We start from the raw sequence: 23,463 nt of genomic DNA on the forward strand, positions 1-23,463 counted from the left end.
ATGGACCGCGCCATTGTCATTCGTCCCCAATTTCCCTCCAATAGAAGGGTCATCGCTGTCAGCGATATTCACGGCAACCTGCCCTTTTTTCAGGCTCTAATGGACCAAATCAGGCTGTCCCCTGAGGATATCCTGGTGTTGGTGGGGGATATGCTGGAAAAAGGGCAGGACAGTCTGGCTCTGCTGCGCCATCTTATGGAGCTGCCACGGACTCACACCGTCTATCCCCTGTGCGGCAACTGCGACGGTCTGGTCCACCGCTTCTTTGAAACAGACGAGCTGGATGAGCACTTTTTTTCCGTCTATCTGCCCCAGCACCCCGAATCCACTCTCCGGCAGATGGCTCGGGAGGGCGGCTTTGAACAGCTGGAGGATCTGCCCCGGCTGCGTGAGGACCTGCGGCGGGCTTTTCCACGGGAGCGGACCTGGCTGGCTTCGCTGCCCACCATTCTGGAAACCGAGCATCTGATCTTTGTCCACGGGGGTATTCCCTCCCTGGAAAGGATGGAGGAGTTGGACCGCTGGCGGTGCATGAAAAACGACGATTTTCTGGGACAGGGCCGGTCTTTTCCCAAGTGGGTCATTGTGGGCCACTGGCCAGTGACGCTATACGACCCCAACATTCCCTCCGCCGCCCCCATCCTGCTCCGGGATCGGAAAATCGCCTCTATCGACGGCGGCTGTGTGCTGAAGCTGGACGGCCAGCTCAATGCCCTGATCCTCCCCTCTGAGGACTCGGAGGAATTCAGCTGGGACGCCTTTGATGGACTGCCCGTCGCCGTTGCTCTGGATGGGCAGTCCCCCTCCTCCGACTCAGTCAACGTCCGCTGGGGCCGAAGCGGCCTGGAACTGCTGGAGAAGGGAGAGGACACCTCCCTATGCCGCCACCTGGAAACAGGCCGGGTGTTGCCCATCCTGAACCGTTACCTCCGCCGTGGACCCAATGGCCTGTGGTGCGAGGACTCCACCGACTATGCGCTTCCTGTATCCCCTGGCGACCGGCTGACCGTTGTAGCTTCCACCTCACAGGGATATTTGTGCAAAAAAGAAGGACGTACTGGCTGGTATTATGGCCGGTTATCGGATATACTGTAAAAAGAAATAAATAGACAAGGATTTGGATCTATGTTGGATTTCCACCCCCTGCAGCTGGAAGACTTCCCCAGACTGCGCCCATTTTTCGGATACAGCGGAAGCCGTATCTGCGACACCACCCCTGGCACCGTCTTTATCTGGCGGGATATGTACAAGACCGAGTGGGCTATCTATGACGGCTCCCTCTATTTCAAAGTGGACTACCCTGGACTGGGCCCCACCTTTACCCTGCCCCTGGGCGGCGGCCGGACGGAACACTACCGTCAGATTGCCGACTACTGCTGCCGGCGGGAAATGCCTATCCAGTTTTATCCGGTTTCCAAGGATGAGCTGGAGCGCCTTCAGGACTTTTTCCCTGCCAGCACCGCCGCCACAGAGCGGGACAATTTTGACTATCTGTACCGTGCGGAGGATCTGAAGTATTTTCGGGGGAAAAAGCTCAGTGGCCAGCGCAACCATGTAAACAAATTTCTCAAGACCTATGGCAGCTGGCTGTTCCGCCCCATCGCTCCAGAGGATATTCCATCGGTCAAGGGCTTTCTGGACCGCTATGCCAGCCGGGTAGACAAATCCGCGGCCTCCTTCCATGAGGATATCGCCAAGACTCATGAAGTGCTGGACAATTACCAGACCTATGACCTGCTGGGCGGTATGCTGCTGGTGGATGGGCAAATCGCCGGGTTCTCCCTGGGAGAGATCATTGGCGACACCCTGTTTACCCACATCGAGAAGGCGGACCGGGATTACGAGGGCTGCTACCAGATGCTGGTCGCCCAGTTCGCCCAGCATTTCGCTACGGAAGGCATCGCCTTCATCAACCGCGAGGATGATGCCGGTGATCTGGGCCTTCGTACCAGCAAGCTGTCCTATCACCCCATCGCCCTGTTGGAGAAGTACACCGTCACGGTGGAGGAGCCCTGCGCCTTCTGCCAAAAGTAAAAAACACCGGGTCCAGATTGGACCCGGTGTTTTTTCACGATTTGGAATGGTAAGCGTCGATGGCGGCGGCCTCATAGTCGTTGGCCACCAGCAGCAGGACGGTGTGTTGAAGCTGCTTCACCAGCGCGTTCTCCAGCTTGGGGATCTCGGCGGGGCGGTAGTCCTCGTTAGCGGTGATCTGACCGGCCACATAATCTTCCAGGGCCTCCACCGCCTTGGAAGCCTGCTCCTCGCTGTCAAAACAAAGCACCGCCATCTCCTCGCAGGTAGCGCCGGCGGAGCGGATCACGGAGGCATCGTACATATTCTCCCGCTCCAGGCCGTAGTCGGCCAGCTTATACAGAGCGAAGGCGGTGTCGGCGTCTACCTCCTCCAGGGACTCGGAGAAGGCGCCGGCATCCACCACACTCTGGACCTCGCTAACGCCGTAGAGGGCGGGGCTGCCAGAGGGGTCCTCCTTGCCCTCCCTGCCGCCGCAGGCAGCCAGGGTCAGTAGCAAGACCAGGGCTAGGGCGGCGGTCAAAAATTTTTTCATCGCGCTTCCTCCTTCGGATATAGGGTGTCATAGTCCACAGTGTGGGTCTGCAAATAGGCCAACCACTTCTGACAGTAAGCCTTACTTAGATGAATGCCGTCCTTGCTGGCATCCGCGGGCAGCTCCCCGTTTTCATCGACGAACTCAGAGTACAGATCCAGAAATACCACCTGCTTCTCCTCCGCCGCCTTCTTCATCAAATCGTTATACACTCGGAGGTGTTCGTTGGTCAAATAGTCCCGGCCCCCAGTCTGAGCGATGACACCCTCATTCAGCGGAATCAGCCCCTGAATATAGATCACAGCATTGGGCTGCAGCGTCCGAATCTCGTCGATGGCGCTGCAATAGCTGTCGTAAAAGCCCTGATCGTTAAAATATCCCAGCTCGTTGACGCCAAGAGAAAGGTAGACCTTGCCGTACTGTTCCAGTGCCAGCGCCTCCAGCAAAGTATACTTCTCCCCATTGATAGTCAAAGCCTTCTTCTCCCCCAGCTTGAAGATAGAAAGGCCATTGGAGGTCAGATTCTTGCCCGTCCCTATACCGCTGTATATCATAAATCCATCGGTACGGGAATCTCCCACGAAGGCCGCGTCATCAAAGTAGCTGTTATCCACCGGATCAGACTGGGGAGCGGGCTGGGAAAAGTCATAGCCCGCTTCCGGCTCATCCTTCTCCTCCGGTTGGTCTGGCTCCTCTGTCAGATCGCCTGACGGGTTGGAGCTGTCAGGGGGTATAGCGGAGGAATCGTCCACCTCTGATGCAGCGCCGCTCCCACTCCCCGTCCCCGGCTGGGTCGAAGTATCGTTCCGCCCCCCGGAAGCGTCTCCGCCGGTATCCTTTGGGGCTGACAGCCCCATCCCTACCGCGAGGGCCAGAACGACAGCCGCCGCTAAAATCAGGAATATGGTCCAATAGGTCCGGTATTTTCTACGACCTCTATACATATCGTACCTCCAAAAATCAACCTATCGCCCCAGGGGGGCAAATCTGGGCAGGATCGCCCGTAGAACAGAAGATGTAAGCATAGCCCCCACCGACAGGGCGGCGGCCATTCCAAACGTGTGCAGCAGCGTAGTTAGAAACAGCTGGGTATAACCACTCACACAATACTGCATGGCGTGGTAGATACCCGCTCCCGGCACCAGAGGCAATAGTGCTACCTGGAGGTACCCCGTTACTGGGCAGCGGCGCAGGCGAGCCATCCATTCAGAGTATCCTCCAATCACCACAGCCGCCAGAAACGCAGAAAGGATATCGTTGGCAGACAGCTCCATGGCCGCCAGATAGGCCAGCCAACCCAGCCCGGCCCCAAAGCCGCAGATCAGCACCCCCCAGCCCTGGATATTGAACACCAACCCAAAGCCTACACAGGCCAGCATAGCCCACAGGCAGGGCAGCAGATCGATCCCCTCTGTTTGCCCGCCCCCACCTCCTGGAGCGCCCTGACCCAGCAGCAGGGGCAGAGCAGTACCCAAGGCGATGGCGGTGGCCACCAGAATGACCTCTGCTGTCCGGTTCAGCCCGGAGAATACATCACCGGCCATAATTTCCCGCATAGCATTCGTCAGGGCCATACCAGGCACCAGCACCATCAGCGCGCCGATGGAGATGGCCTCCAGATCCTTTCCCAGCCCCAGTGTGACCAAAAGAAGCGCCAGTCCGGAAATGAGCGCGGCACAGATGGTCGTACGGAAAAAGGTATTAGAGCCAATGAAACGCTGTCCGTAGAGCAGACAGACACCGGCGGCCAGACCGCACAAGGCTGCGGCCAGCCATTCCAACAGCCCTCCGCCAAAAAACAGAGCAAAGAAGGCCGCTGTAGCCCCATAGGCCAATACTAAAATTTTAGGGGAAAAGCCGCGGAGCCCCCTTGGCAGATCGGCTACCAACTCCTGTGCCTCAAGGACCGGGACAGGCTGATTACACAGGTAGCGGCAGAGCTGGTTACACCGCTCCAGCAGTTCAATATCCGTTCCGTGGGCAGGGATGCGGCACATACGAGTCAATGGATGCCCCTCTGGAGTGTTGACACTGACGATTAGGCAGTTGGGGATGGCAAATACCTGTGGCTCTACGCCGTAGGCAGTCAGCAGGCGGCGGACGGACTCCTCGACACGGTATATCTCCGCCCCGCTCTCCATCAATCGGCAGCCCAGCTCGGTGCCTAAATTGAGCAGCTTGTCGTAATCCATCGAATGTCCCCTCTCCACTAGAACAGGATATCATGTTTTTACAAAATTACAAGTAACAATCCAATTACATTTTTGCCCACCTGGACATGCTGTATCGCCTATTCGCTGGGGCGGCTGCTCCAATGGCCCTCTTCCTCCCTTTTCTAAATAATGGGCGCTATGAAAAAGCCGCCCATGTGTCTAGCATGGGCGGCTCCATAAGATTTGCCGGATCGAAATCGTGGCTCGCCGGTTCAGGGCCTCACCACTCTGCGCATCAGCCCCACTCCAATAGGGGTTGGCCCGGTATGGACGCCGATGGTCACACCAATCTGATAAGGGCGGAAATCAGGCATATCAAATCCCCGTGTCGCAAGACCCTCGCGGATCTGCTGGGTGAATAGGTCATATTCCTCCCGATCCAGTCCGTAGCCAGTGGCCACTCTGTAATCGTCCAAATCCAATTCCTTGCGGTCCACATAGCGGAAAAACAGATCCCGCACCCGCTGAAGGGATTTTTTTCTCCCTTGGGCAATTCCGTCGGACACCAGTTCCCGGTCCTGATAGCCAATGAGGGGCTTAACCTTCAACAGTGTACCAGTAGCCGCGGCCGCCTTACCGATGCGGCCGCCGTGGCGGAGGTACTCCAGGTCATTGGTGGTAAAAAAGATGCGGCCAGTAGACCGTATCTTCTCCAGAGCATCTATGGCTTCCCCCAACGTGCTGCCCCGGTCCCGAAGGACCACCGCTTCCTCTACAAGCAGCCCCTGCAGCACAGTGGCCGACTGGGAGTCCATTACATAGATTCGGGCCTGAGGGTATTCCTCCAGCAGTACTGTCCTGGCATTTCTAGCGCACTGGGCCGATCCGCTGAACGACTCGTTCAGGCAAATACACAGTACCGGCATCCCTGCCTGGGCCTGTGGACGAAATGCCTCCAGATAGTCCTCCAAAGTAGGCATAGAGGTTTTAGGAAATACTCCGGGATTGTCCGCCATCTTCTGGTAAAAGTCGTGGGTGGAGATATCCCGCTCCTCCCGGTAATAGACCTCATCCCCCAGCGCCACATAATAGGACACCATATCCACACCAAGCTGCTGGAGCCTCTCCCGTCCTAAATCACAGGAGCTGTCACTGACAATATGAAAGTTCATACAGTCCCTCTATTTCCTCCTTTTCCCCATGTCCACACCCCGCCAGGCGGTGACAAGGGGCCTACTAGCAGATAGGTATTAGGGTAATCATACACCCGCTTACAAAAAATCTCAACTAGTTTTTATTTTTTATGATGAACCGCTGTTGCTCATTATAAGCGGTACTGACCCGGCAATAAGCGGCGATCCTTAATTGCTTGCTCCAAATAGTATCTTTTTCTTTCTCCTGTGAAATTTCGATCATATACTCAGACATAGCAAAACCCCATGATATCACTGACCAGTAGTATATCATGGAGGTTTCATCATAGAAAAAGCTGCATTTCAGCCTTGATTTCAAGACTGAAATGCAGCTATTAACTTGTAAATAACGGTTAAAACCGATATTTTTATAATGGTGAAAAGCGCCGCCCACAGGGCGCCCCTAATCGAAGCCCAACGCAGTGGGTTCGATTTGGAAAGGAGGAGCAGCGGCGTAAGCGCGCTCTGACTTATAAAATAAGTCGGAGCAAGCGATACAACGCTTGCTCCGACGTGGCACGCCCGAAGGGACTCGAACCCCCAACATTCAGAACCGGAATCTGACGCTCTATCCAATTGAACTACGGACGCATCTCTTAACAGCGCTCCGTTATTATATCAGAATCCTCCCCGTTTGTAAAGAGGATTTTCCCCTGTTTTATTTTTCATTTTCCAGACGACGCCACCAGCATATCTTCACCGGCGGCTGGGCCTCCCCACACACTGCGGCTACCCAGCCCGCTCCCCCGTAAGTCCGGAACCAGAGGCCATCCATCTGCCGGGTTTCCCCTTCTCCCATCATCGGGACCCGGATGGACCGGATGGTCCCCCTCAATCCCTGCCCGCTCTCTTTGACCCGGCTCTCTTTCAGTGACCATAGCAGGGAAAAGGACCTCCACCAGTCCGGCTGCCCTTCCAGCCAGGCCAACTCTTCCGGACCACAGACCCGGGCGGGCAGTCCGGGCCGCCACTCTCTGACCATCTGGACGTCTGCTCCGACCGGGGCGTTATCCAAAGCGCAGAGGGCCAGATGCCCGCTGTGGCTCAGATTGAATTCCAGCCCCTCCTCATGAGGAAAATAGGGCTTTCCGCCAGGTTTCCGGTCCAGTTCCGGCATCCGCGTCAGCCCCCGGCTCTCCCGGAGAGCCAGGGCCAACAGCTGATAGGCATCCTGCCGCTTCTGGATCTCCATGCCAAACAGTTCCACTGACCACCCGCCTCCTCTGTGCCATTGTACCATTTCCTTCTCAAGCAGGCAAGGGGGCTCACGGGGACCCCAGCATCAACAGGGGATCTGGTACCAGGCCCCAGTCTTGGACAAATCTATGAATAGGATATGGTCCGGGGGCCACAGTGTAAACAGGGCGATCAGGATGCCCATTCCCACCACGAGCAGAATGGGCACCATCCACTTTGCGCCATGGAAAGGTCCGGAAAATCGGGTGGAAAACCAGAAGCCGAAAACCATCACAGCCACAAAAATTGCAATATCCACCGCCATAGCTTCTCCCCCCAGGACTATGTGGTAGAGATAGCCTAGCAGCAGCATGAGTCCGCTCATGATCGGCAACGCCAACAGCCACGGTCTGATACCACCCGGCCTGCCACGGTTCAGCCAAAGGGCGGCAGCCAGATAGGGCCAGTATATCAGTTTGATATGCTCCCACAGGCTCTCATTGATTGGAGACAGCAGAGCCGTCACTGGGTTAGGCAGCCACTCATACAGAAAATGCAGCCCAGTCCCGGCCAGCATGGCCAGCAGGCAGGTCAGGATCAACGCGCGCTTGCCATAGAACATCTGGATCACCTCTCCGCTTCACCTTATGCGGAAGAAGAAGGATTTATTCTTCTAGATGGTATATTTTTTCTTTCTGGAGTCAAACTAGGGAAAATCTATTTTCCACGGGGTGTTTTTATGGACATGACCAATCAGGACTATGGCAAGCTGGTAAACGACCGCTCCAAGCCATCTCCTATGGGAAAAAATCTGGTATGGGCTTTTCTGGTGGGGGGCGCCATTTGTACCATTGGGCAGGGGCTCTCCAACCTCTATCAGAGCTGGGGGCTTGACAAAGACCAGGCGGGGACGGCGGTGTCTGTCACCCTGATCTTTGCGGCCGCCCTGCTCACTGGCCTGGGCTGCTTTGACAAACTGGCCAAACGGGCCGGAGCCGGTACCCTGGTCCCGATTACCGGCTTTGCCAACGCCATGGTCTCCCCAGCCCTGGAATTCAAAAGCGAGGGACTCATCACCGGCACAGCGGCCAAGCTCTTTGTAGTGGCCGGGCCCGTGCTGGTCTTTGGTATCTCTGCCAGTGTCATTTACGGCCTTATCTTACTTTTGTTCCAGCTGGTATGAGGCGGTAAAAAAGCTGTCTGTCCCATATGGGACAGACAGCTTTTTTACTCTTCAGCCCTCCTGGCGGGCCAGGGCCACAAGGGCACTGGCTCCGATGCGGTCGGCACCGGCCTCGATCATGGCCTGAGCCTGCTCAAAGGTGCGGATCCCGCCCGCCGCCTTGACGCCGATGTCAGGGCTGATATGTTCCTTAAACAGCTTCACATCCTCCACAGTGGCTCCACCAGTGGAAAATCCTGTGGACGTCTTAATAAAGTCGGCTCCGGACATGGACACCACCCGGCAGGCGGCTACCTTCTCCTCCTGGGTCAACTGGCAGGCTTCCACGATAACCTTCAGGATGCGGCCCTTGCAGGAGGCCTTTACCGCCTTGATTTCAGACAGCACGCCCTCCCAATCTCCTGATTTGGCCTGCCCCAGATTAATGACCATATCGATCTCGTCAGCGCCGTTGCGGATAGCGTCCTCTGTTTCAAAGACCTTTACCTCCGGGGTGGAATAGCCGTTTGGGAAGCCAATGACGGTGCAGATCTTCAGCCGGTTCCCCACATAGTCCGCCGCCTTCTTTACATAGCGGGGCGGGATACAGACAGAGGCGGTGGAATAGGCCAGCCCCTCGTCACAGACAGCCTTCACCTGTTCCCAAGTGGCAGTTGTGGTTAGGATGGTATGGTCCACCCGGTTCAAAATTTCCTGATGCTCCATCGGTTATGTTCTCCCTTACAAAAATCGGACTTGGTCCGGACAAATATCTCGCCGTCCCATTCTATACCAGTATACCCGATTTTGTCCAGCCTTAATTCGACCTTATCCGAGGATTCCCCGTTTCCAGTGTCAGCGGCTCACACACCGAGGGCGGCCTTCAGCTCCTCTACCCGGTCCAGCTTCTCCCAGGGCAGATCCAAGTCGCTCCGGCCAAAGTGACCATAGGCGGCTATCTGCCGGTAGATGGGCCTACGCAGGTCCAGGTCCCGAATGATGGCGGCGGGGCGCAGGTCGAAAACCCGCCCTACCGCCTCCTCCAGCCGGGCGTCAGAGAGGGTGCCGGTGCCAAAGGTGTCCACCCGGACGGAAACAGGACGGGCTACCCCGATGGCGTAGGCCAGCTGGATCTGGCAGCGGCGCGCCAGTCCGGCAGCCACCACGTTTTTGGCCACCCACCGGGCGGCATAGGCGGCGGAGCGGTCCACCTTGGTGGGGTCCTTGCCGGAGAAGGCGCCGCCGCCGTGGGGGGCGGAGCCGCCGTAAGTATCTACAATGATTTTCCTACCGGTGAGTCCGGAGTCCCCCTGAGGTCCTCCTACCACAAAGCGGCCGGTGGGATTGACATAGATCTTGGTGTTCTCATCCATAAGCTGGGCGGGGATAATGGGTTTGATGACCAGCTCGATCATATCCCGCCGGATCTGCTCCAGCTCGACCTCAGGGCCGTGCTGGGTGGACACCACCACCGCGTCCACCCGGACGGGCCGGTTGTCATCGTCGTACTCCACGGTGACCTGGCTCTTGCCATCTGGACGCAGATAGCTCGCCTTCCCCTCCTTGCGAACCTTTGTCAGCTGCATGGCCAGCTTCTGGGCCAGGGAAATGGGCAGCGGCATCAGCTCAGGCGTTTCATCACAGGCGTAGCCAAACATCATCCCCTGGTCGCCGGCGCCATTATCCAGCCCGTCGTCCATGGTGCCCTCCTTGGCCTCCAGCCCCTTGTTTACCCCCATAGCAATGTCCGGAGACTGCTCGTCAATGGAGGTAATGACGGCACAGGTGTCACAGTCGAAGCCAAATTTGGCCCGGTCATAGCCGATGTCCTTGATTACTTGACGAGCGATCTTGGGGATATCCACATAGCAGTTAGTGGTAATCTCGCCCATCACATGGACCAGCCCCGTGGTCACGGTGGTTTCACAGGCCACCCGTGACATAGGGTCCTGCTCCAGCATGGCGTCCAGCACCGCGTCGGAGATTTGGTCACAGATCTTATCGGGGTGTCCTTCGGTTACAGATTCAGAGGTAAACAGTCGCTTTGCCATGATATTCTTTCCTTTCTTTCGTTCCCCTTGGAGTACAAGGGCCTGGGAGGATGAAAAAACGCCCCGCGGCAGGCGGAGCGTTGCAGTTTGGCTTGCATCCTCATCTTGCGATACTCTACCGCCGGATTTGGCACCTTGCCAGAGGCAGGTTGCCGTGGTTTCATAGGGCCGGTCCCTCAACCACTCTTGATAAGGCTATTTAGTTTTACTGATTGATTATATCAACTTTTCTCCCGTTGTCAACTGGTTTCCGCAAATTTCTCCACAGGCCTGGTCCCTTGACCTATCAGCCCTCCAAGGAGTGGCGGCGGGTCAGCACTGGGTTGACCCCCAGCTTTTTGCCGTTCTCATACAGGTAGAAGCCGGCCCCGCTCTTGCGGCCCAGATAGCCGGCGGTGACCATCTTACGAAGCAGCAGGGAGGGGTGATACTTGGCGCCGATCTCCTTGTCCATCACGTTCATCACGTTGAGCAGGATGTCCAATCCAATCATGTCCGCCAGCTCCAGGGGACCCATGGGGTGGTTACAGCCCAGCTTCATGCCGTTGTCCACGTCCTCCACCGAGCCGATAAAAGAGCCCACGATGACACAGGCCTCGTTGAGCATGGGCAGCAGGGCCCGGTTGACGATAAAGCCGGGCTTGTCATCGGCCAGAATCAGGGTCTTGCCCATTTTCTCGCCCACCTCCTTGATGTCCTCCAGCACATCCTGGGCGGTGAGCAGGCCGAAGATGACCTCGCACAGCTTCATCTTGGGCACTGGGGAGAAGAAGTGCATCCCCACCACCCGGGAGGGACGCTTGGTGGCGGCGGCCAGGGCGGTCAGAGAGATGGAGGAGGTGTTAGAGGCAAAGATGGTGTGGTCGGGGCATATCTCCTCCAGCTGGCGAAAGACCGCCTGCTTGGCCTCCAGGTTCTCAAAGATGGCCTCCACCACCAGGTCTGCCTCCCGCGCGGCGGACAGACGGGTATCGATCTTCAGCCGACCCATGCAGTCCTGAAACTCCTCCTCACTCATGGTTCCCTTTTCCACCATGTGCTTCAGCCGGCTCTCAATGCCCATCTGGACCCGCTCCAGCGTCTCCTGCCGCTGGTCATTGAGGATGACATGATAACCGCTGGTCATAGCAGTCTGGGCGATGCCGCTGCCCATCAGGCCAGCCCCCACCACAAAAATATTCTGGATTGCCATATAAAAACTCCTTTTTCATCCGTATTTCAGTTCCGGACTACTCCCGCCCTTCCAATTACGGGAGGTCCAGGTTCTTGCGGGCCCTATCTTAGCATAGCAACTGTCGCAAGTCTTAGCATAAATGGCCATAAAATATGCAAATATTGTCCTAAAAATATTGATTGGGATGGCTGACAGCCATCCCAATCGTTTTTCCGATTTTTTCGCTCTTTTTTAATAGCGGTTCAACTGTGCCGAACCGTCGTCCGTCCCCTTCTGTATGGCCCTGACCACGGCGTAGTATCCGTAGTCCTGATTGACCTGGACGTAAAACCGCTCCCCCACTTTTTTGCCCAGCAGAGCCGCCCCCATGGGAGATTCCTTACTGATAAGCCCGTTGAGCACGTCCTGGCGGACCGTAGTCACCACCTGCCAGCTCTCTTCCTCCCCGTCCTCCTCCAGATAGATGGTCACCTTGTCGTACAGCCCCACCGTGTCTGGAGCGGAACGGTCCTCGATAACACGCGCCGTCTTAATCATATTTTCCAGATATCGGATGCGGCTCTCATTTTTGTTTTTCTCCCGCTTGGCCGCCTTATACTCGAAGTTCTCGCTCAAATCGCCGAAGGAGCGGGCCACCTTTACTTCCTCCAGAAGCTGTGGCCGGAGCGTGACACGGCGGTAGTCCAGTTCCTCCCGCATTTTTTGGATATCCATTTTGGTCAATTCATTATGCATGACAGGTCCCTTCTTTTCTTCCCGATTCGGGTACTCTGTGACAGCCCCTATTTATTTTTATTGAAAAAGCCATACAGCGTCAGGAGCACAGCGGGGATGGGCAATAGAACGCCCAGCACCGCGAACAGGGCCGCCTGATCCACAACTCCAAACAGATAACACCATACGCCAAGGAGCAGAAGAAAGATCCCCATTAACATCTGCTTCACCTATAGCCCCCCTGTTCCATGTCCTGCCGTTTCAGGCCTCCCAGCCCGCCAGATAATCCCTCTGCTCCTGGGTCAGCTCGTCGATGGCCAGCCCCATGGCAGCCAGCTTTACCCGGCCGATCTGGTCGTCGATCTCATCCGGGACATTGTACACCTTCTTTTCCAGCTCTCCCCTGTGCTTCGCCAGCCACTCCAGGGACAGGGCTTGGACGGCAAAGGACATATCCATGATCTCCGCCGGATGGCCGTTCCCGGCGGCCAGGTTGACCAGCCGCCCCTCGGCCAGCACATTCAGCGTGCGGCCGTCGGGCAGGCGGTAGCCCCGGATGTTGGCCCGGCGGTCAAACCGCTCCGCCGCCATCTCCCCCAGGGCCGCCACATCCACCTCACAGTCAAAGTGACCGGAGTTACACAACAGGGCGTTGTCCTTCATGACCTGGAAATGGCGCTTCACGATGATGTCCTTGCAGCCGGTGGCGGTAATAAACAGGTCACCCAGCCGGGCTGCCTGATCCATTGGCATCACCCGGAAGTTTTCCATGGTGGCCTCCAGCGCCTTGAAGGGGTCCACTTCACAAACGATGACGTTGGCCCCCATGCCCTTGGCCCGCATAGCAATGCCTTTGCCGCACCAGCCGTAGCCCGCCACCACTACCGTTTTGCCCGCCACCATCAGGTTGGTGGTGTGCATGATGGCGTCCATGGTGGACTGGCCGGTGCCGTATTTGTTGTCGTAGTAGTGCTTGGCCTTGGCATCGTTCACCGCCATCATGGGGCAGGGCAGAATGCCGGCCCGCTGGCGGGCGTACAGTCGGTGGATGCCAGTGGTGGTCTCCTCACAACCGCCGATCAGCCGCTCCCCATACTGGTTGCACCTGTCCCCCAGCAGACTGATGAGGTCGCCACCGTCGTCCACGATCAGGTGGGGGCGGCACTTCAGGGTTTCCACCAACAGATTCTCATACCCTGCCATGTCCACCCCATAGACTCCATAGGTGTCCACGCCCAGGTCCGCCATGGCGGCGGCTACATCGTCCTGGGTGGACAGGGGGTTACAGCCGGTGAGATGGACGTCGGCCCCCCCCTCCCGAAGGACCAGGCCCAGGTTGGCGGTCTTGGCCTCCAGATGGACAGAAACAGCGATGGTCAGCCCGGCAAAGGGCTTTTCCCGGCGGAACCGCTCCTCGATGCCGGACAGGGCAGGCATGAAATCCCGCACCCAGCGGATCTTCTGACGGCCAGATGGGGCCAGGGACATATCTTTCACGATGCTCATGGCATTTCCTCCATATCCTTGTTCTCCGGCCTATTCTATCACACTTTTATTCCCGGCAAAAGGAGATTTTTCTTTTCCGCTATTTGTTTACACTTTGGACGTAGACATTTCTTCTAAAAACGGTTACAATGTCTTTTATCTGACATCCAACAGGAGGAGGGCTTCTTCATGAGAGCCATATCCCGCGGCTTGAGCCGATTCTGCTACAACCATCCCAATCTGGGCATTCCCGATCTAATCAAGTACATCGCTTTGGGCAATGTGTTTGTCTATATCGCAGATATGCTGACCAACGGATGGGTCTCCATGTTCATCCGGTTTTACCCCGAGCTCATCCTTCAGGGCCAGGTGTGGCGCCTCGTTACCTTTATTTTTTCCCCCCTGAGCGTGGGCGGAGGGTTCTGGGGCCCCTTCTTCTTTGCCGTTACCACCTATTTTTACTACTGGATCGGCTCCTCTCTGGAGCGTCAATGGGGCTCCACCCGATTCACAGTCTTTTATGGCCTGGGCGTGCTGCTGAACATTGTAGTAGGCATCGTCACCTATCTGCTGATGCCCATAACTTCCAACCTGAGCGGCTATTATTTTGAAACCGCCACGATGTATTATGTGAATCTCTCCATGTTCTTTTCCTTTGCCACTCTGTACCCGGATATGCAGGTGCTGCTCTATGGCATCATTCCGCTGAAGGTCAAGTGGCTGGCCTGGCTGGACGCCATATTCTTTACCTACGACATCTTTGGCTACCTGACTGGCCACACACCCCTGCGGGCCCTTCTTCCCGTTATTGCCATCCTGAACTACCTCATTTTCTTCTGGGAGGACCTGATGTCTGTTCTGGGCCGGGGCAGCGAGCGAATCCGCTACAGGACCTCCCCCCAGACCATCAACTTCAAGAAGGCCCAAAAGGATGTAAAAGAGCGGAAGGGATATCTCCACAAATGTGCCGTCTGCGGTCTGACCGACGCGGACGATCCCAATATGGAGTTCCGCTACTGCTCCAAGTGCAATGGCTACTACTGCTACTGCATGAAGCACATCAATGACCACACTCATGTGCAGTGATGGCAGCCATTTTTGTCCAAAAATCAAGAGGGGCGCCCTACGGGGTGCCCCTCTTAATTTTATTCAGTTCGCTGCTCTATCCTGCGGTACAAGATAGGCACGTCATAGCCAAATGTCCGCTTTCCGTTAACTTCCATCGTCTCAGATACCGCTAAACACTCCGGAGAAAAGCGTTCAAACAAAGTAAATTTAAGCACAGGAGTGAACATACTGACACTGCCGCCCTCCCAAATGTCACCCTTTTTCTCATAGAGGGCCGGACTAAATTTGTCTGAACACTTCAAGCTGCTGTACTCTATCTCATCCATCTCCTGATAGGTGAAGTGCTCCTTTTCGCAGCCCTCTGGCAGTTCATAAGAAGTCAGCTTGACCCTATCGCCTTCCTCTGTGAATAGGAACAGGTGAGGGGATGCATGGGTCTTTCCTTCTACCGTGTAGTAACTCTCTTCCACTAAGAAAACGCCCTCAAAGTTTTCCGGAAGGTTCCTGATCTTGCTGTTGCATACGGTATTGATATGCTGGGCAAAAGGAAATTGGAGGTCCCCCTTACGCCGCATTTCCTCGAACTGCTGGGCGTTATCAAAACTTCCAGATAAAAGGGTCAAAAATTCATCCAACTGGTCCATATAAGCTCTCCTTTTGAAAATATCAGAATCCAGCTCCTGTCTGGTATCTGGATCGGCCCCTCCACACAGAAGAAGTCCTGTGGGGGGCCTTTTCTTTTCTGTCCTTGGGCGAAATAAATATTCGCCCTGCGGAAATTCTCCGCTTCGCTCCACATTTACGGCCTATCGGCCGCCCCATCCCCGATAGGGCCCCGGCGAGGGGGCGGCTCATCCCCGCGCCACCGCTTCGGCCACGCGAATACCGTCCACCGCCGCACTGACAATGCCCCCCGCATAGCCCGCCCCCTCGCCACAGGGGTACAGGCCATGGAGAGGGGACTGACAGCCCTCATCCCGTAAAATGCGGACAGGAGAGGAGGAGCGTGTCTCCACCCCGGTCAGCACCCCATCTGGTACAGAGAAACCCCGCAGCTTTCGGTCCATCAGGGGCAAGGCATCCCGCAGGGTATCCGACACAAAGTTGGGTAAACAGCCCTCTAAATCAGTCCAAGTCACTCCGGGTTGATATGTGGGAAGAATGGCGCCAGGGCCCTGTGAGGGCCGCTTGTGCAGAAAATCCTCCACTCGCTGGGCAGGGGCCCGGAAGCCTCCACCCCCCAGTTGGAACGCCGCCTTCTCCCATCGCTCTTGGAACCAGACTCCAGCCAGCACATCCGCCTCTGGAAAGTCCTCCGGCCCTACTCCCACTAACAGTCCACCGTTGATATTGGCCCCATCCCGGGCCCGCAGGCTCATACCATTAGTGACCACGCCCCCCTGCCGGGAGGCGGCCGCCACCACCTGCCCACCGGGGCAGACACAGAAGGTGAAAGCCGACCGGCCGCTGGGCAGGTGGCAGGCAAGTTTGTAATCCGAGGGCGGCAGCTTGGAAAAGGCTGGGCCGTACTGCTGGCGGCTCACCGCCTGCTGGTCGTGTTCGACGCGCACCCCAATAGCAAAATTTTTTTTCTCCATGGGCACCCCCGCCTCCTTTAGCATGGTAAAGGTATCCCGTGCGGAGTGGCCAGGGGCCAGGACCAGGGCGTCAGCAGGCAGGCGATAGGGCCCTGTCGGGCCCTCCACCCGTATGCCAGCCAGGACTCCGCCGCTGACGGTCAGTCCAGTCAACCGATGGCCAAACCGGACATCACAGCCCAGGGAAATAAGCTCCCGGCGGATATTTTTCACCACCTGGCGCAAAATATCGGTTCCGATGTGGGGTTTATGGGAATACTTGACATCGGCGGGGGCCCCCGCCTCCACCAGCACGTCCAGCACAGCGGAGATGCGGGGATCGTGGGTCCCAGTGGTCAGCTTCCCGTCGGAGAAAGTACCGGCTCCCCCTTCGCCAAACTGTACGTTAGACTCCTCGTCCAAAATCCCAGTGTCCCAGAAAGCCCCCACGTCCAGGGTCCTCCGGTCCACATCCCGCCCCCGCTCCAAAATGACAGAGGGAATACCGTTGCGGGCCAGAAACAAGGCGGCAAAGAGTCCTGCCGGGCCCATGCCCACCACTACCGGAGGCAGGGCCGCCTTCCGTCCCACACCGGGGAAGGCGTAGGGTCTCCGCTCCGTCAGAGAGATGTTTCGACCGGGGGCGGAACGGACCATGGAAGCCTCGTTGGCCATGGACAGCTCCACGGTATAGACATAGTGGACATCATCTTTCCTCCGCGCGTCAATGGACTGGCGGACGATGTCCAGCTCCCCTAGTGCCCCAGGGCGCACACCCAGCGTCCGGGCCGCGCGCTTTCTGAGCTGATCCAGGTCCCCGTCTACTGGCAGGGCCAGCCCTCCGATCCTTATCATCTCAATCACCTCTTTTCAGAGTATTGTATCACAGCCGGCGGCAAAGCGGAAGTTTTGGATCGCTCTTTTTCTCCTTTTCCTCCGCCTGGAGCTCGCATCCCGCCGCTCTGCCCAGAAGAGCGAATCCCCGTCTTTTTCCCAGAATTTGTCGAAATATGTTGAAAAAAGCAGTTTTTCCCATTTATTCTCTTTTTATGCCCCCGTGCCGAGGAAAAATCGCCGCATTTGTACCGGGGGGCCGACCGTCAGCAGAATACAAAGAAAATGGAGGCAATGAAAATCATGGCAAGAAAAACTGTGGAGCGCAATATCTCATACGACGACGCCCGGGATCTGTACTACGTCAGTATGGACCTGGGCCGTGATGAGGAGGGCAGGCGGATCAAGCAGTACCGTACCTTTCCCACCCTGACCGCCGCCCGGGCGGGACTGCGGGATTTCCTGGCCCATCGGGATCAGGAGCGCCAGACCCCCCGGCATCAGCTCACCCTGTCCGAGTGGCTGGAATACTGGATGGACACCATCGTGCGGCCCAATCGGGCGGAAACCACGGTGTATTCCTATCAAAAGATCATTGACAATCACCTGGGCCCAGCCCTGGGGGATATGCCCCTTCTGAAGCTGACGCCTAAGGACATCCAGCAATACTATACCCAGGTACAGCGGGATAACAGCCTCTCCTCCAACACCATGCGTCGGCACCACGACCTTCTTTCCTCCTCCCTGCGGACGGCGGTGCGGCAGGATATGCTGCTGGTCTCTCCCATGGACCGGGTGGAGCCCCCCAGGTCCAAGCTTTATGAGGCGGACTTCTACACCCCGGAGGAGCTGAAACGGCTCTACGCCCTCCTCCCCGGCCACCGGCTGGAACTGTCTGTCAAGCTGGCGGGCAGCCTGGGTCTGCGGCGGGAGGAGCTGTGCGGTCTGAAGTGGGAAAATGTAAACTTTCAGCTCCGGGTCATCTATATTCGGGAGGCCCGCACCGCCTTCGGCGCCACCATCATCCAAAAGGAGACCAAAAACCGCGCCTCGGTCCGCACACTCTATCTCCCCGAAGATATCTTCCGGCTGCTGAACCAGGAGCGGGCGCGCCAGAACGCGCTCTTCCGCGGGCGGGAGGAGCCTGGCCATGTGGTGCTGGACCACAAGGAGCTGCCCTACTCGCCCAACGCTCTGTCCCTGGCCTTTACCCGCTTCGTGCGAAAAAATGACCTGCCTCGGGTCACCCTCCACGGCCTGCGCCACTCCTTTGCCACCATTGCCTCCTTCCAGGGCGTGTCCCTCTTCGATATTGGCAAAGCCCTGGGCCACTCCACCCCCGCCACCACCGGCCGCATCTACACCCACCTCATCGACCGCACCCACGAGGAGACTCTGATGCGGGTGTCGGACGCGCTGAAATAACCGTTGTATTCCCTCTAAATTTGCGGTATCATTTGAGAGAGAGGAGGGAGTGTCTATGCGTATTATGGCCATTGACTACGGCGACGCCCACACCGGCGTGGCCATCTCTGACCCCACCGGACTTTTGGCCGGGACCACCACTACTATCCACAGCCGGAAGGGCGGGGTGGTGCTGGAGGAGCTGAAGAAGCTGGTGGATGCCTACCGGGTGGAGGAGCTGGTCATGGGCTTTCCCCGGAATATGGACGGCACCGAGGGCCCTAGGGCCCAGCTATACCGGGACTTTGCCGGCCAGGTGGAGGAGGTCACCGGTCTGAAGCCCATCCTGTGGGACGAGCGGAGGACCACCGTGGACGCCCACCGTATCCTTTTTGCGGCAGGACAGAACGCCAAAAAGCGGAAAAAGACAGTGGACGCCGTGGCGGCCTCCCTGATTCTGGAGGGCTATCTGAATTTCAAACGAATGACTCAACAATAGGAGTTCAACAGATATAAGGGGGAAAGAAATATGTACGGTATCAATGTGATCTACACCATGAAGTCCGGCAAGCGGGAGGAATTTCTGGCCGGAGTGGCCGCAAGCGGCGCTCAGGCGGCGGTGCGCGGGGAGGAGGGCTGTCTGCAATACGACTATTTCACCTCGGTGGATGACCCGGACAAACTGCTCCTGCTGGAGAAGTGGACCACTCGGGAGGCCCAGAAGGTCCACATGGGCCAGCCTCATATGGCGCTGATCCAGGAGGTCAAGGATCGCTGCGCGGCCGATACGATTCTGGAAACTTACGACCTGCCGTAAGCGGTTCAGGTTGAAAATGGTGAAGGAGGAAATACATATGGAAATCAAAACTGTTTGGGCCGTCTATTTCAGCGGCACCGGCACCACAGAAAAGGTAGCTACCCACCTTGCCAAGTCCCTGGCCGGGCAACTGGGAGCCCAGTACAAGTCCCATGACTACACCCAGCCCAAGGGCCGGGAAAACGCGCTGCAGTTCGGTCCGGATGAACTGGTGGTATTGGGTACTCCGGTCTATGCCGGACGAGTCCCCAACATGATGCTGCCCTTCGTCCAGAACAGCATCCACGGCGAGGGCACCCTGGCCGTCCCCGTGGTCCTCTACGGAAACCGGAACTTCGACGACGGCCTGATGGAGCTCAAACAAGTGATGTCTGCCAACGGCTTTCTGCCCATCGCCGGGGCCGCCATCGTGGGCGAGCACTCCTTCTCCAAGATCCTGGGCGCCGGCCGCCCCGACGGGGAGGACATGGCTCTGGTGGACCAGCTGGCCCGGCAGACCGCCGAGAAGGTCAAGGGGCTGACGGCCCTGCCCGAGGAGCCAGTCCAGGTGGAGGGCTGCGACCCCATCCGCCCCTACTACACTCCCCGAGACCGGAACGGCGAGCCCATCAAGGACTTCCTGAAGGCCAAGCCCGTCACCGACCTGGACAAGTGCGTTCGGTGCGGCCTGTGCGCCCGGCTGTGCCCCATGGGGGCCATCGATCCCAACGATGTGAGCCAGGTGGTGGGCAAGTGCATCAAGTGCTGCGCCTGTGTGAAGAAGTGCCCCATGGGGGCCAAGTACTTCGACCATGAGGGCTACCTATACCACCAGCATGAGCTGGAGGACCTGTACGCTGCCCGCCGGGCGGAGAGCAAGATCTTTATCTGAAGAACATGGGAGACTGGGGAATGGAACAGGACCGGGAAACTCTGTGTCAGGTGTGCCTGCTGCTCTATCAGCGGGGCTATGTGGTTAGCAACGACGGCAATGTTTCCGTTCGGATTGGGGAAGACCAGGTACTCATCACCCCTTCCGGTGTAAGCAAGGGCCGGCTGACCCCTGATATGCTGGTAGTATGCGACCTGGAGGGCCGGGTGTTGGCAGGACACCTCCACCCCTCCTCTGAATCTGCTATGCATCTGCTTGTCTACCGGGAGCGCCCCGATGTAGGCGCGGTGGTCCATGCTCACCCGCCGGCGGCCACCGCCTTTTCCATCTGCCGCCGCCCCCTGGCCCAGCACTATCTGACCGAAACCATTAGTGGGCTGGGGGAGGTGCCTGTGGCCCCCTTTGCCCTCCCCTCCACCAGTCAGGTCCCCGACAGCCTGCGCCCCTATGTGGCCGGCTGCAATGGGGCCCTGCTGGCCAACCATGGGGCCATCGCCTGGGGCAGAGACCTCTGGCATGCCTTTGACCGGATGGAGCAGGTGGAGCAGACCGCCAAGATCTTTGCCCTCGTTCACCAACTTGGAGGCGGGGTGGAACTGTCACCAGAGCAGGTAGGGGCTATCCGAGGGCTGGAGGGGCACTACCGGACGCTGTCCGGGTCCAGAACTCCCCACGAGGAACAGGGAGGTGGAAGAACATGACGCAGCCTTATCCAGACCATATCCGGCTGGGCCCAGGAGAAGACATCGTTATCCTGCTGGATCAGACCCAGCTGCCCAACCGCCTGGAGGAACGGCAGGTCCGTTCCCTGTCCGAGATGATAGAGGCCATCCGCTCCCTGCGGGTCCGGGGCGCCCCTGCCATTGGAATCTTTGCCGGGTACTGCCTGTATGCCCTGTCCCGTCAGCTGGAGGCGCGGGGGTGGAAGGGCCCGGCCCTGCTGGCTGAACTGGAGGGGCTGGGGGCCGCTCTGGCCGGGGCAAGGCCCACCGCTGTCAACCTGTCCTGGGCCGTGGATCGGATGCTGCGCGCAGCCCGGGGCTCGGCTGGCGAGCACATGTCGGAGGCGCTGGGCAGGGAGTGCCGGGCCATCCATCAGGAGGACCAGGATATGTGCCACAAAATCTCGGAGTACGGTTTGTCCCTTTTACAGTCAGGAGACGGGGTACTCACCCACTGCAACGCCGGCCCTCTGGCTACCTCCCGCTATGGCACCGCCCTTGGTCCTATCCTGCTGGCCCAGGAGCGCGGCATTTCTCTACGGGTATTCGCGGACGAGACCCGGCCTCTGCTCCAGGGAGCTCGGCTCACCGCCTGGGAGCTTCAGCAGGCTGGGGTAGACGTGACCCTCATCTGCGATAATATGGCCTCCATCGTCATGAAAAACGGCTGGGTCCAGGCCTGTTTCGTGGGCTGCGACCGGGTAGCTGCCAACGGGGACACGGCCAATAAGATCGGCACCAGCGGGGTGGCCATCCTGGCCCGCCACTATGGGGTCCCCTTCTATGTATTGGGGCCTACTTCCACCATCGACCTGAGCTGCCCTGACGGGGATCACATCCCTATCGAGGAGCGGGACGGGGAGGAGATCCGCTCTCTGTGGTACCGGGAACCCATGGCCCCCTCCGGGGTAAAGTGCTATAACCCCGCCTTCGACATCACTCCCCATACGCTGATTTCCGCCATTATCACCGAGAGGGGCATCTGCCGCCCTCCCTACTCCCTCTCCCTGCCAGCCCTGTTTTCTCCCTCTCAAGGCGAACCATCATACAGCCCATAACGAAGCGGCCGCCAATCTGGCGGCCGCTTCGTTCTCTATTTTTCTGGGCGGCCCTCACCGCTCCATCTTCCAGAACCGGACGCTGTACGGCGGCAGCTCGCTTCCTCCGCCGAAGTCGTGCTTTTCCCCGGAGATCAGATCCCAGGCCAGACCACAGCCGGCGTCAAAATGGGCGGTATAGGGCTGGCTGTCCCCGTTGACCGCCACCAGCACCCGCTCCTGTTCACATTTCCGCTCGAAGATGATCTGGCGGTTGGTCAGCACTACATTCCGGTAATTCCCATAACACAGAGCCGGGCTGTTTCTCTTGGCCGCCGCCAGTTTGGCGATATGCTCCGTCAGCTGGTTCCACTCCGGCCTCTCCAATGCCGGACGGAGCGCGTCGTCGCTGTCCGGTCCCTTCCGGCCCTCCAGCCCCCACTCGCTGCCGTAGTATACCGCCGGCACCCCAGGCATCCCAAACATCAGCCCATAGGCCGGGGCCAGATGATTTCGGTCGGTCAGTCGGGAGGCGATGCGGTCCACATCGTGGTTATCCAGGAAGGACAGCAGGTGGGCCCCCTTATATAAGGTCCACTGCTCCGGCCCGAACTGCCGGGCAAGGGAGTGGCCGATCTCAAACATATTCCTGGAGTTGAAGCTGGACCACAGCCCCTTGTAGCACTCGTAGTTTGTCACTGAGTGGCACAGCTCCGGCCCCATCCACCGGTTATAGTCCCCGTGCAGCGTCTCTCCCATCAGCACAAAGTCCGGTTTCAGCCCTTGGGCAAAGGCTCTCAACCGCTTCAGGTACTCCGGGGGTAAGCAGTAGGCCACGTCCAGCCGCAGCCCGTCGATGCCGAACCGCTCCATCCAGGACCGGATGGCGTTAAATTGGTGTTCTATCACCGCCGGATTCCACAGATTCAGCTTGACCAGCTCGTTGTGGCCCTCCCAGCCCTCGTACCAGAAGCCGTCATGATACTCGGTATCCCCGTCAAAGCTCAGGTGGAACCAGTCCCGGTATGGACTGTCCCATTTTTTCTTCTGTACCTCCTGAAACGCCCAGAAGCCCCGTCCCACATGGTTGAACACCCCGTCCAGCATCACCCGGATGCCGGCCTGATGGAACGTCCGGCACACCTGGGCCAAATCTTCATCGCTCCCCAGCCGAGGGTCCACCGTAAAATAGTCCCGGGTGTCATAGCCGTGGCGGTCGCTGTCAAAGACCGGGTTGAGCAGCACCGTGTCCGCTCCCAGCCGCTTGATGTGGTCCACCCAGTCCAGCAGCCGCAGGATGCGGGGGGTCCTCACCCCGTCGTTTTCCTTCGGCGCGCCGCACAGGCCCAGAGGATATATTTGATAGATGACCGCTTCGTCAAACCACATTGACAGGCCCTCCTTCCATCCCGCCCTTAGGGGCAGATATGGTCCTATCATATCCTATCCGACGCCT

25 protein-coding genes, 1 tRNA gene and 1 riboswitch are annotated in these 23,463 nt (G+C 58.0%); of the genes, 10 read left to right on the top strand and 16 right to left on the bottom strand.

The window, feature by feature from the left end; genetic code table 11:
• Entirely contained in the window at positions 1 to 1,095 is a 1,095-nt protein-coding gene (locus MCG44_RS11520; protein ID WP_240288352.1) for a metallophosphoesterase, read from the top strand.
• Between the two features lie 30 nt (positions 1,096 to 1,125).
• Entirely contained in the window at positions 1,126 to 2,034 is a 909-nt protein-coding gene (locus MCG44_RS11525) for a DUF2156 domain-containing protein (RefSeq protein WP_147571654.1), read from the top strand.
• 34 nt (positions 2,035 to 2,068) lie between these two features.
• Here MCG44_RS11525 and MCG44_RS11530 read toward each other — a convergent pair whose 3' ends face one another.
• The 7 genes from MCG44_RS11530 to MCG44_RS11560 all read right to left on the bottom strand — a co-directional run bounded on the left by MCG44_RS11530 (position 2,069) and on the right by MCG44_RS11560 (position 7,713).
• A complete protein-coding gene (locus MCG44_RS11530; protein ID WP_147571655.1) occupies positions 2,069 to 2,569 on the bottom strand; it encodes a DUF4358 domain-containing protein in 501 nt (166 codons plus the stop codon).
• On the bottom strand, positions 2,566 to 3,513 hold the full coding sequence (locus MCG44_RS11535) for a GDSL-type esterase/lipase family protein (RefSeq protein WP_186851880.1): 948 nt from the start codon (positions 3,511 to 3,513) through the stop codon (positions 2,566 to 2,568). Before MCG44_RS11535 ends, MCG44_RS11530 begins: the two co-directional genes overlap by 4 nt.
• Positions 3,514 to 3,534: 21 nt before the next feature.
• Entirely contained in the window at positions 3,535 to 4,761 is a 1,227-nt protein-coding gene (locus MCG44_RS11540) for a threonine/serine ThrE exporter family protein (RefSeq protein ID WP_240288354.1), read from the bottom strand.
• Positions 4,762 to 4,994: 233 nt separating this feature from the next.
• A complete protein-coding gene (locus MCG44_RS11545; protein WP_240288356.1) occupies positions 4,995 to 5,894 on the bottom strand; it encodes a DegV family protein in 900 nt (299 codons plus the stop codon).
• A gap of 535 nt (positions 5,895 to 6,429) precedes the next feature.
• Positions 6,430 to 6,506, bottom strand: a tRNA-Arg gene (locus MCG44_RS11550).
• 67 nt (positions 6,507 to 6,573) lie between these two features.
• Positions 6,574 to 7,122, bottom strand: a complete 549-nt coding sequence (locus MCG44_RS11555) for a 4'-phosphopantetheinyl transferase family protein (RefSeq protein ID WP_240288358.1) — start codon at positions 7,120 to 7,122, stop codon at positions 6,574 to 6,576.
• Positions 7,123 to 7,197: 75 nt separating this feature from the next.
• Positions 7,198 to 7,713, bottom strand: coding sequence for a DUF6512 family protein (locus MCG44_RS11560; protein ID WP_240288360.1), 516 nt, complete (start codon positions 7,711 to 7,713; stop codon positions 7,198 to 7,200).
• 117 nt (positions 7,714 to 7,830) lie between these two features.
• Here MCG44_RS11560 and spoVAC point away from each other — a divergent pair, with 117 nt between their 5' ends.
• Positions 7,831 to 8,274, top strand: coding sequence for a stage V sporulation protein AC (spoVAC, locus tag MCG44_RS11565; RefSeq protein WP_147571660.1), 444 nt, complete (start codon positions 7,831 to 7,833; stop codon positions 8,272 to 8,274).
• A gap of 51 nt (positions 8,275 to 8,325) precedes the next feature.
• On the opposite strand, the gene deoC is transcribed toward spoVAC, so the two are convergent.
• The 6 genes from deoC to MCG44_RS11595 all read right to left on the bottom strand — a co-directional run bounded on the left by deoC (position 8,326) and on the right by MCG44_RS11595 (position 13,698).
• Positions 8,326 to 8,979, bottom strand: a complete 654-nt coding sequence (deoC, locus tag MCG44_RS11570; protein WP_147571661.1) for a deoxyribose-phosphate aldolase — start codon at positions 8,977 to 8,979, stop codon at positions 8,326 to 8,328.
• A 137-nt stretch (positions 8,980 to 9,116) separates the two neighbouring features.
• The gene (gene metK / locus MCG44_RS11575) at positions 9,117 to 10,304 is read right to left on the bottom strand and encodes a methionine adenosyltransferase (protein WP_240288362.1); all 1,188 of its coding nucleotides are present in this window, start codon (positions 10,302 to 10,304) and stop codon (positions 9,117 to 9,119) included.
• A 97-nt stretch (positions 10,305 to 10,401) separates the two neighbouring features.
• Positions 10,402 to 10,500, bottom strand: a riboswitch (SAM riboswitch).
• Between the two features lie 90 nt (positions 10,501 to 10,590).
• Positions 10,591 to 11,496 (bottom strand): 3-hydroxyacyl-CoA dehydrogenase family protein, encoded by a 906-nt coding sequence (locus tag MCG44_RS11580; RefSeq protein ID WP_240288364.1) that lies wholly within the window; start codon positions 11,494 to 11,496, stop codon positions 10,591 to 10,593.
• 213 nt (positions 11,497 to 11,709) lie between these two features.
• Positions 11,710 to 12,213, bottom strand: coding sequence for a GreA/GreB family elongation factor (locus MCG44_RS11585; RefSeq protein WP_147571664.1), 504 nt, complete (start codon positions 12,211 to 12,213; stop codon positions 11,710 to 11,712).
• A gap of 47 nt (positions 12,214 to 12,260) precedes the next feature.
• On the bottom strand, positions 12,261 to 12,422 hold the full coding sequence (locus tag MCG44_RS11590; RefSeq protein ID WP_186851872.1) for a hypothetical protein: 162 nt from the start codon (positions 12,420 to 12,422) through the stop codon (positions 12,261 to 12,263).
• A gap of 31 nt (positions 12,423 to 12,453) precedes the next feature.
• Entirely contained in the window at positions 12,454 to 13,698 is a 1,245-nt protein-coding gene (locus tag MCG44_RS11595) for an adenosylhomocysteinase (RefSeq protein ID WP_240288366.1), read from the bottom strand.
• Positions 13,699 to 13,866: 168 nt separating this feature from the next.
• Here MCG44_RS11595 and MCG44_RS11600 point away from each other — a divergent pair, with 168 nt between their 5' ends.
• Entirely contained in the window at positions 13,867 to 14,763 is an 897-nt protein-coding gene (locus tag MCG44_RS11600; RefSeq protein WP_240288368.1) for a rhomboid family intramembrane serine protease, read from the top strand.
• A gap of 59 nt (positions 14,764 to 14,822) precedes the next feature.
• On the opposite strand, the gene MCG44_RS11605 is transcribed toward MCG44_RS11600, so the two are convergent.
• Both MCG44_RS11605 and MCG44_RS11610 read right to left on the bottom strand, forming a co-directional pair.
• Positions 14,823 to 15,389, bottom strand: coding sequence for a hypothetical protein (locus MCG44_RS11605; RefSeq protein ID WP_186851871.1), 567 nt, complete (start codon positions 15,387 to 15,389; stop codon positions 14,823 to 14,825).
• A gap of 207 nt (positions 15,390 to 15,596) precedes the next feature.
• Entirely contained in the window at positions 15,597 to 17,177 is a 1,581-nt protein-coding gene (locus MCG44_RS11610) for an NAD(P)/FAD-dependent oxidoreductase (RefSeq protein WP_240288370.1), read from the bottom strand.
• A 282-nt stretch (positions 17,178 to 17,459) separates the two neighbouring features.
• On the opposite strand from MCG44_RS11610, the gene MCG44_RS11615 reads away from it, so the two are divergent.
• The 6 genes from MCG44_RS11615 to mtnA are packed head-to-tail and all read left to right on the top strand — an operon-like array spanning position 17,460 to position 22,028.
• On the top strand, positions 17,460 to 18,581 hold the full coding sequence (locus MCG44_RS11615) for a tyrosine-type recombinase/integrase (RefSeq protein WP_240288372.1): 1,122 nt from the start codon (positions 17,460 to 17,462) through the stop codon (positions 18,579 to 18,581).
• A 55-nt stretch (positions 18,582 to 18,636) separates the two neighbouring features.
• Entirely contained in the window at positions 18,637 to 19,059 is a 423-nt protein-coding gene (gene ruvX / locus MCG44_RS11620) for a Holliday junction resolvase RuvX (RefSeq protein ID WP_186851869.1), read from the top strand.
• A gap of 30 nt (positions 19,060 to 19,089) precedes the next feature.
• Positions 19,090 to 19,377, top strand: coding sequence for a putative quinol monooxygenase (locus MCG44_RS11625; protein WP_240288374.1), 288 nt, complete (start codon positions 19,090 to 19,092; stop codon positions 19,375 to 19,377).
• A 37-nt stretch (positions 19,378 to 19,414) separates the two neighbouring features.
• Positions 19,415 to 20,248: an EFR1 family ferrodoxin gene (locus tag MCG44_RS11630; RefSeq protein WP_240288376.1), complete on the top strand. Its 834-nt coding sequence runs from the start codon at positions 19,415 to 19,417 to the stop codon at positions 20,246 to 20,248.
• A gap of 5 nt (positions 20,249 to 20,253) precedes the next feature.
• Entirely contained in the window at positions 20,254 to 20,949 is a 696-nt protein-coding gene (locus tag MCG44_RS11635) for a class II aldolase/adducin family protein (RefSeq protein ID WP_240288377.1), read from the top strand.
• Positions 20,946 to 22,028, top strand: coding sequence for an S-methyl-5-thioribose-1-phosphate isomerase (gene mtnA / locus MCG44_RS11640; RefSeq protein WP_240288379.1), 1,083 nt, complete (start codon positions 20,946 to 20,948; stop codon positions 22,026 to 22,028). Before MCG44_RS11635 ends, mtnA begins: the two co-directional genes overlap by 4 nt.
• 54 nt (positions 22,029 to 22,082) lie before the next feature.
• On the opposite strand, the gene MCG44_RS11645 is transcribed toward mtnA, so the two are convergent.
• The gene (locus MCG44_RS11645; RefSeq protein ID WP_240288381.1) at positions 22,083 to 23,396 is read right to left on the bottom strand and encodes an alpha-amylase family glycosyl hydrolase; all 1,314 of its coding nucleotides are present in this window, start codon (positions 23,394 to 23,396) and stop codon (positions 22,083 to 22,085) included.
• Between the last annotated feature and the right edge of the window lie 67 nt (positions 23,397 to 23,463).

This window comes from Lawsonibacter sp. OA9 (assembly GCF_022440585.1).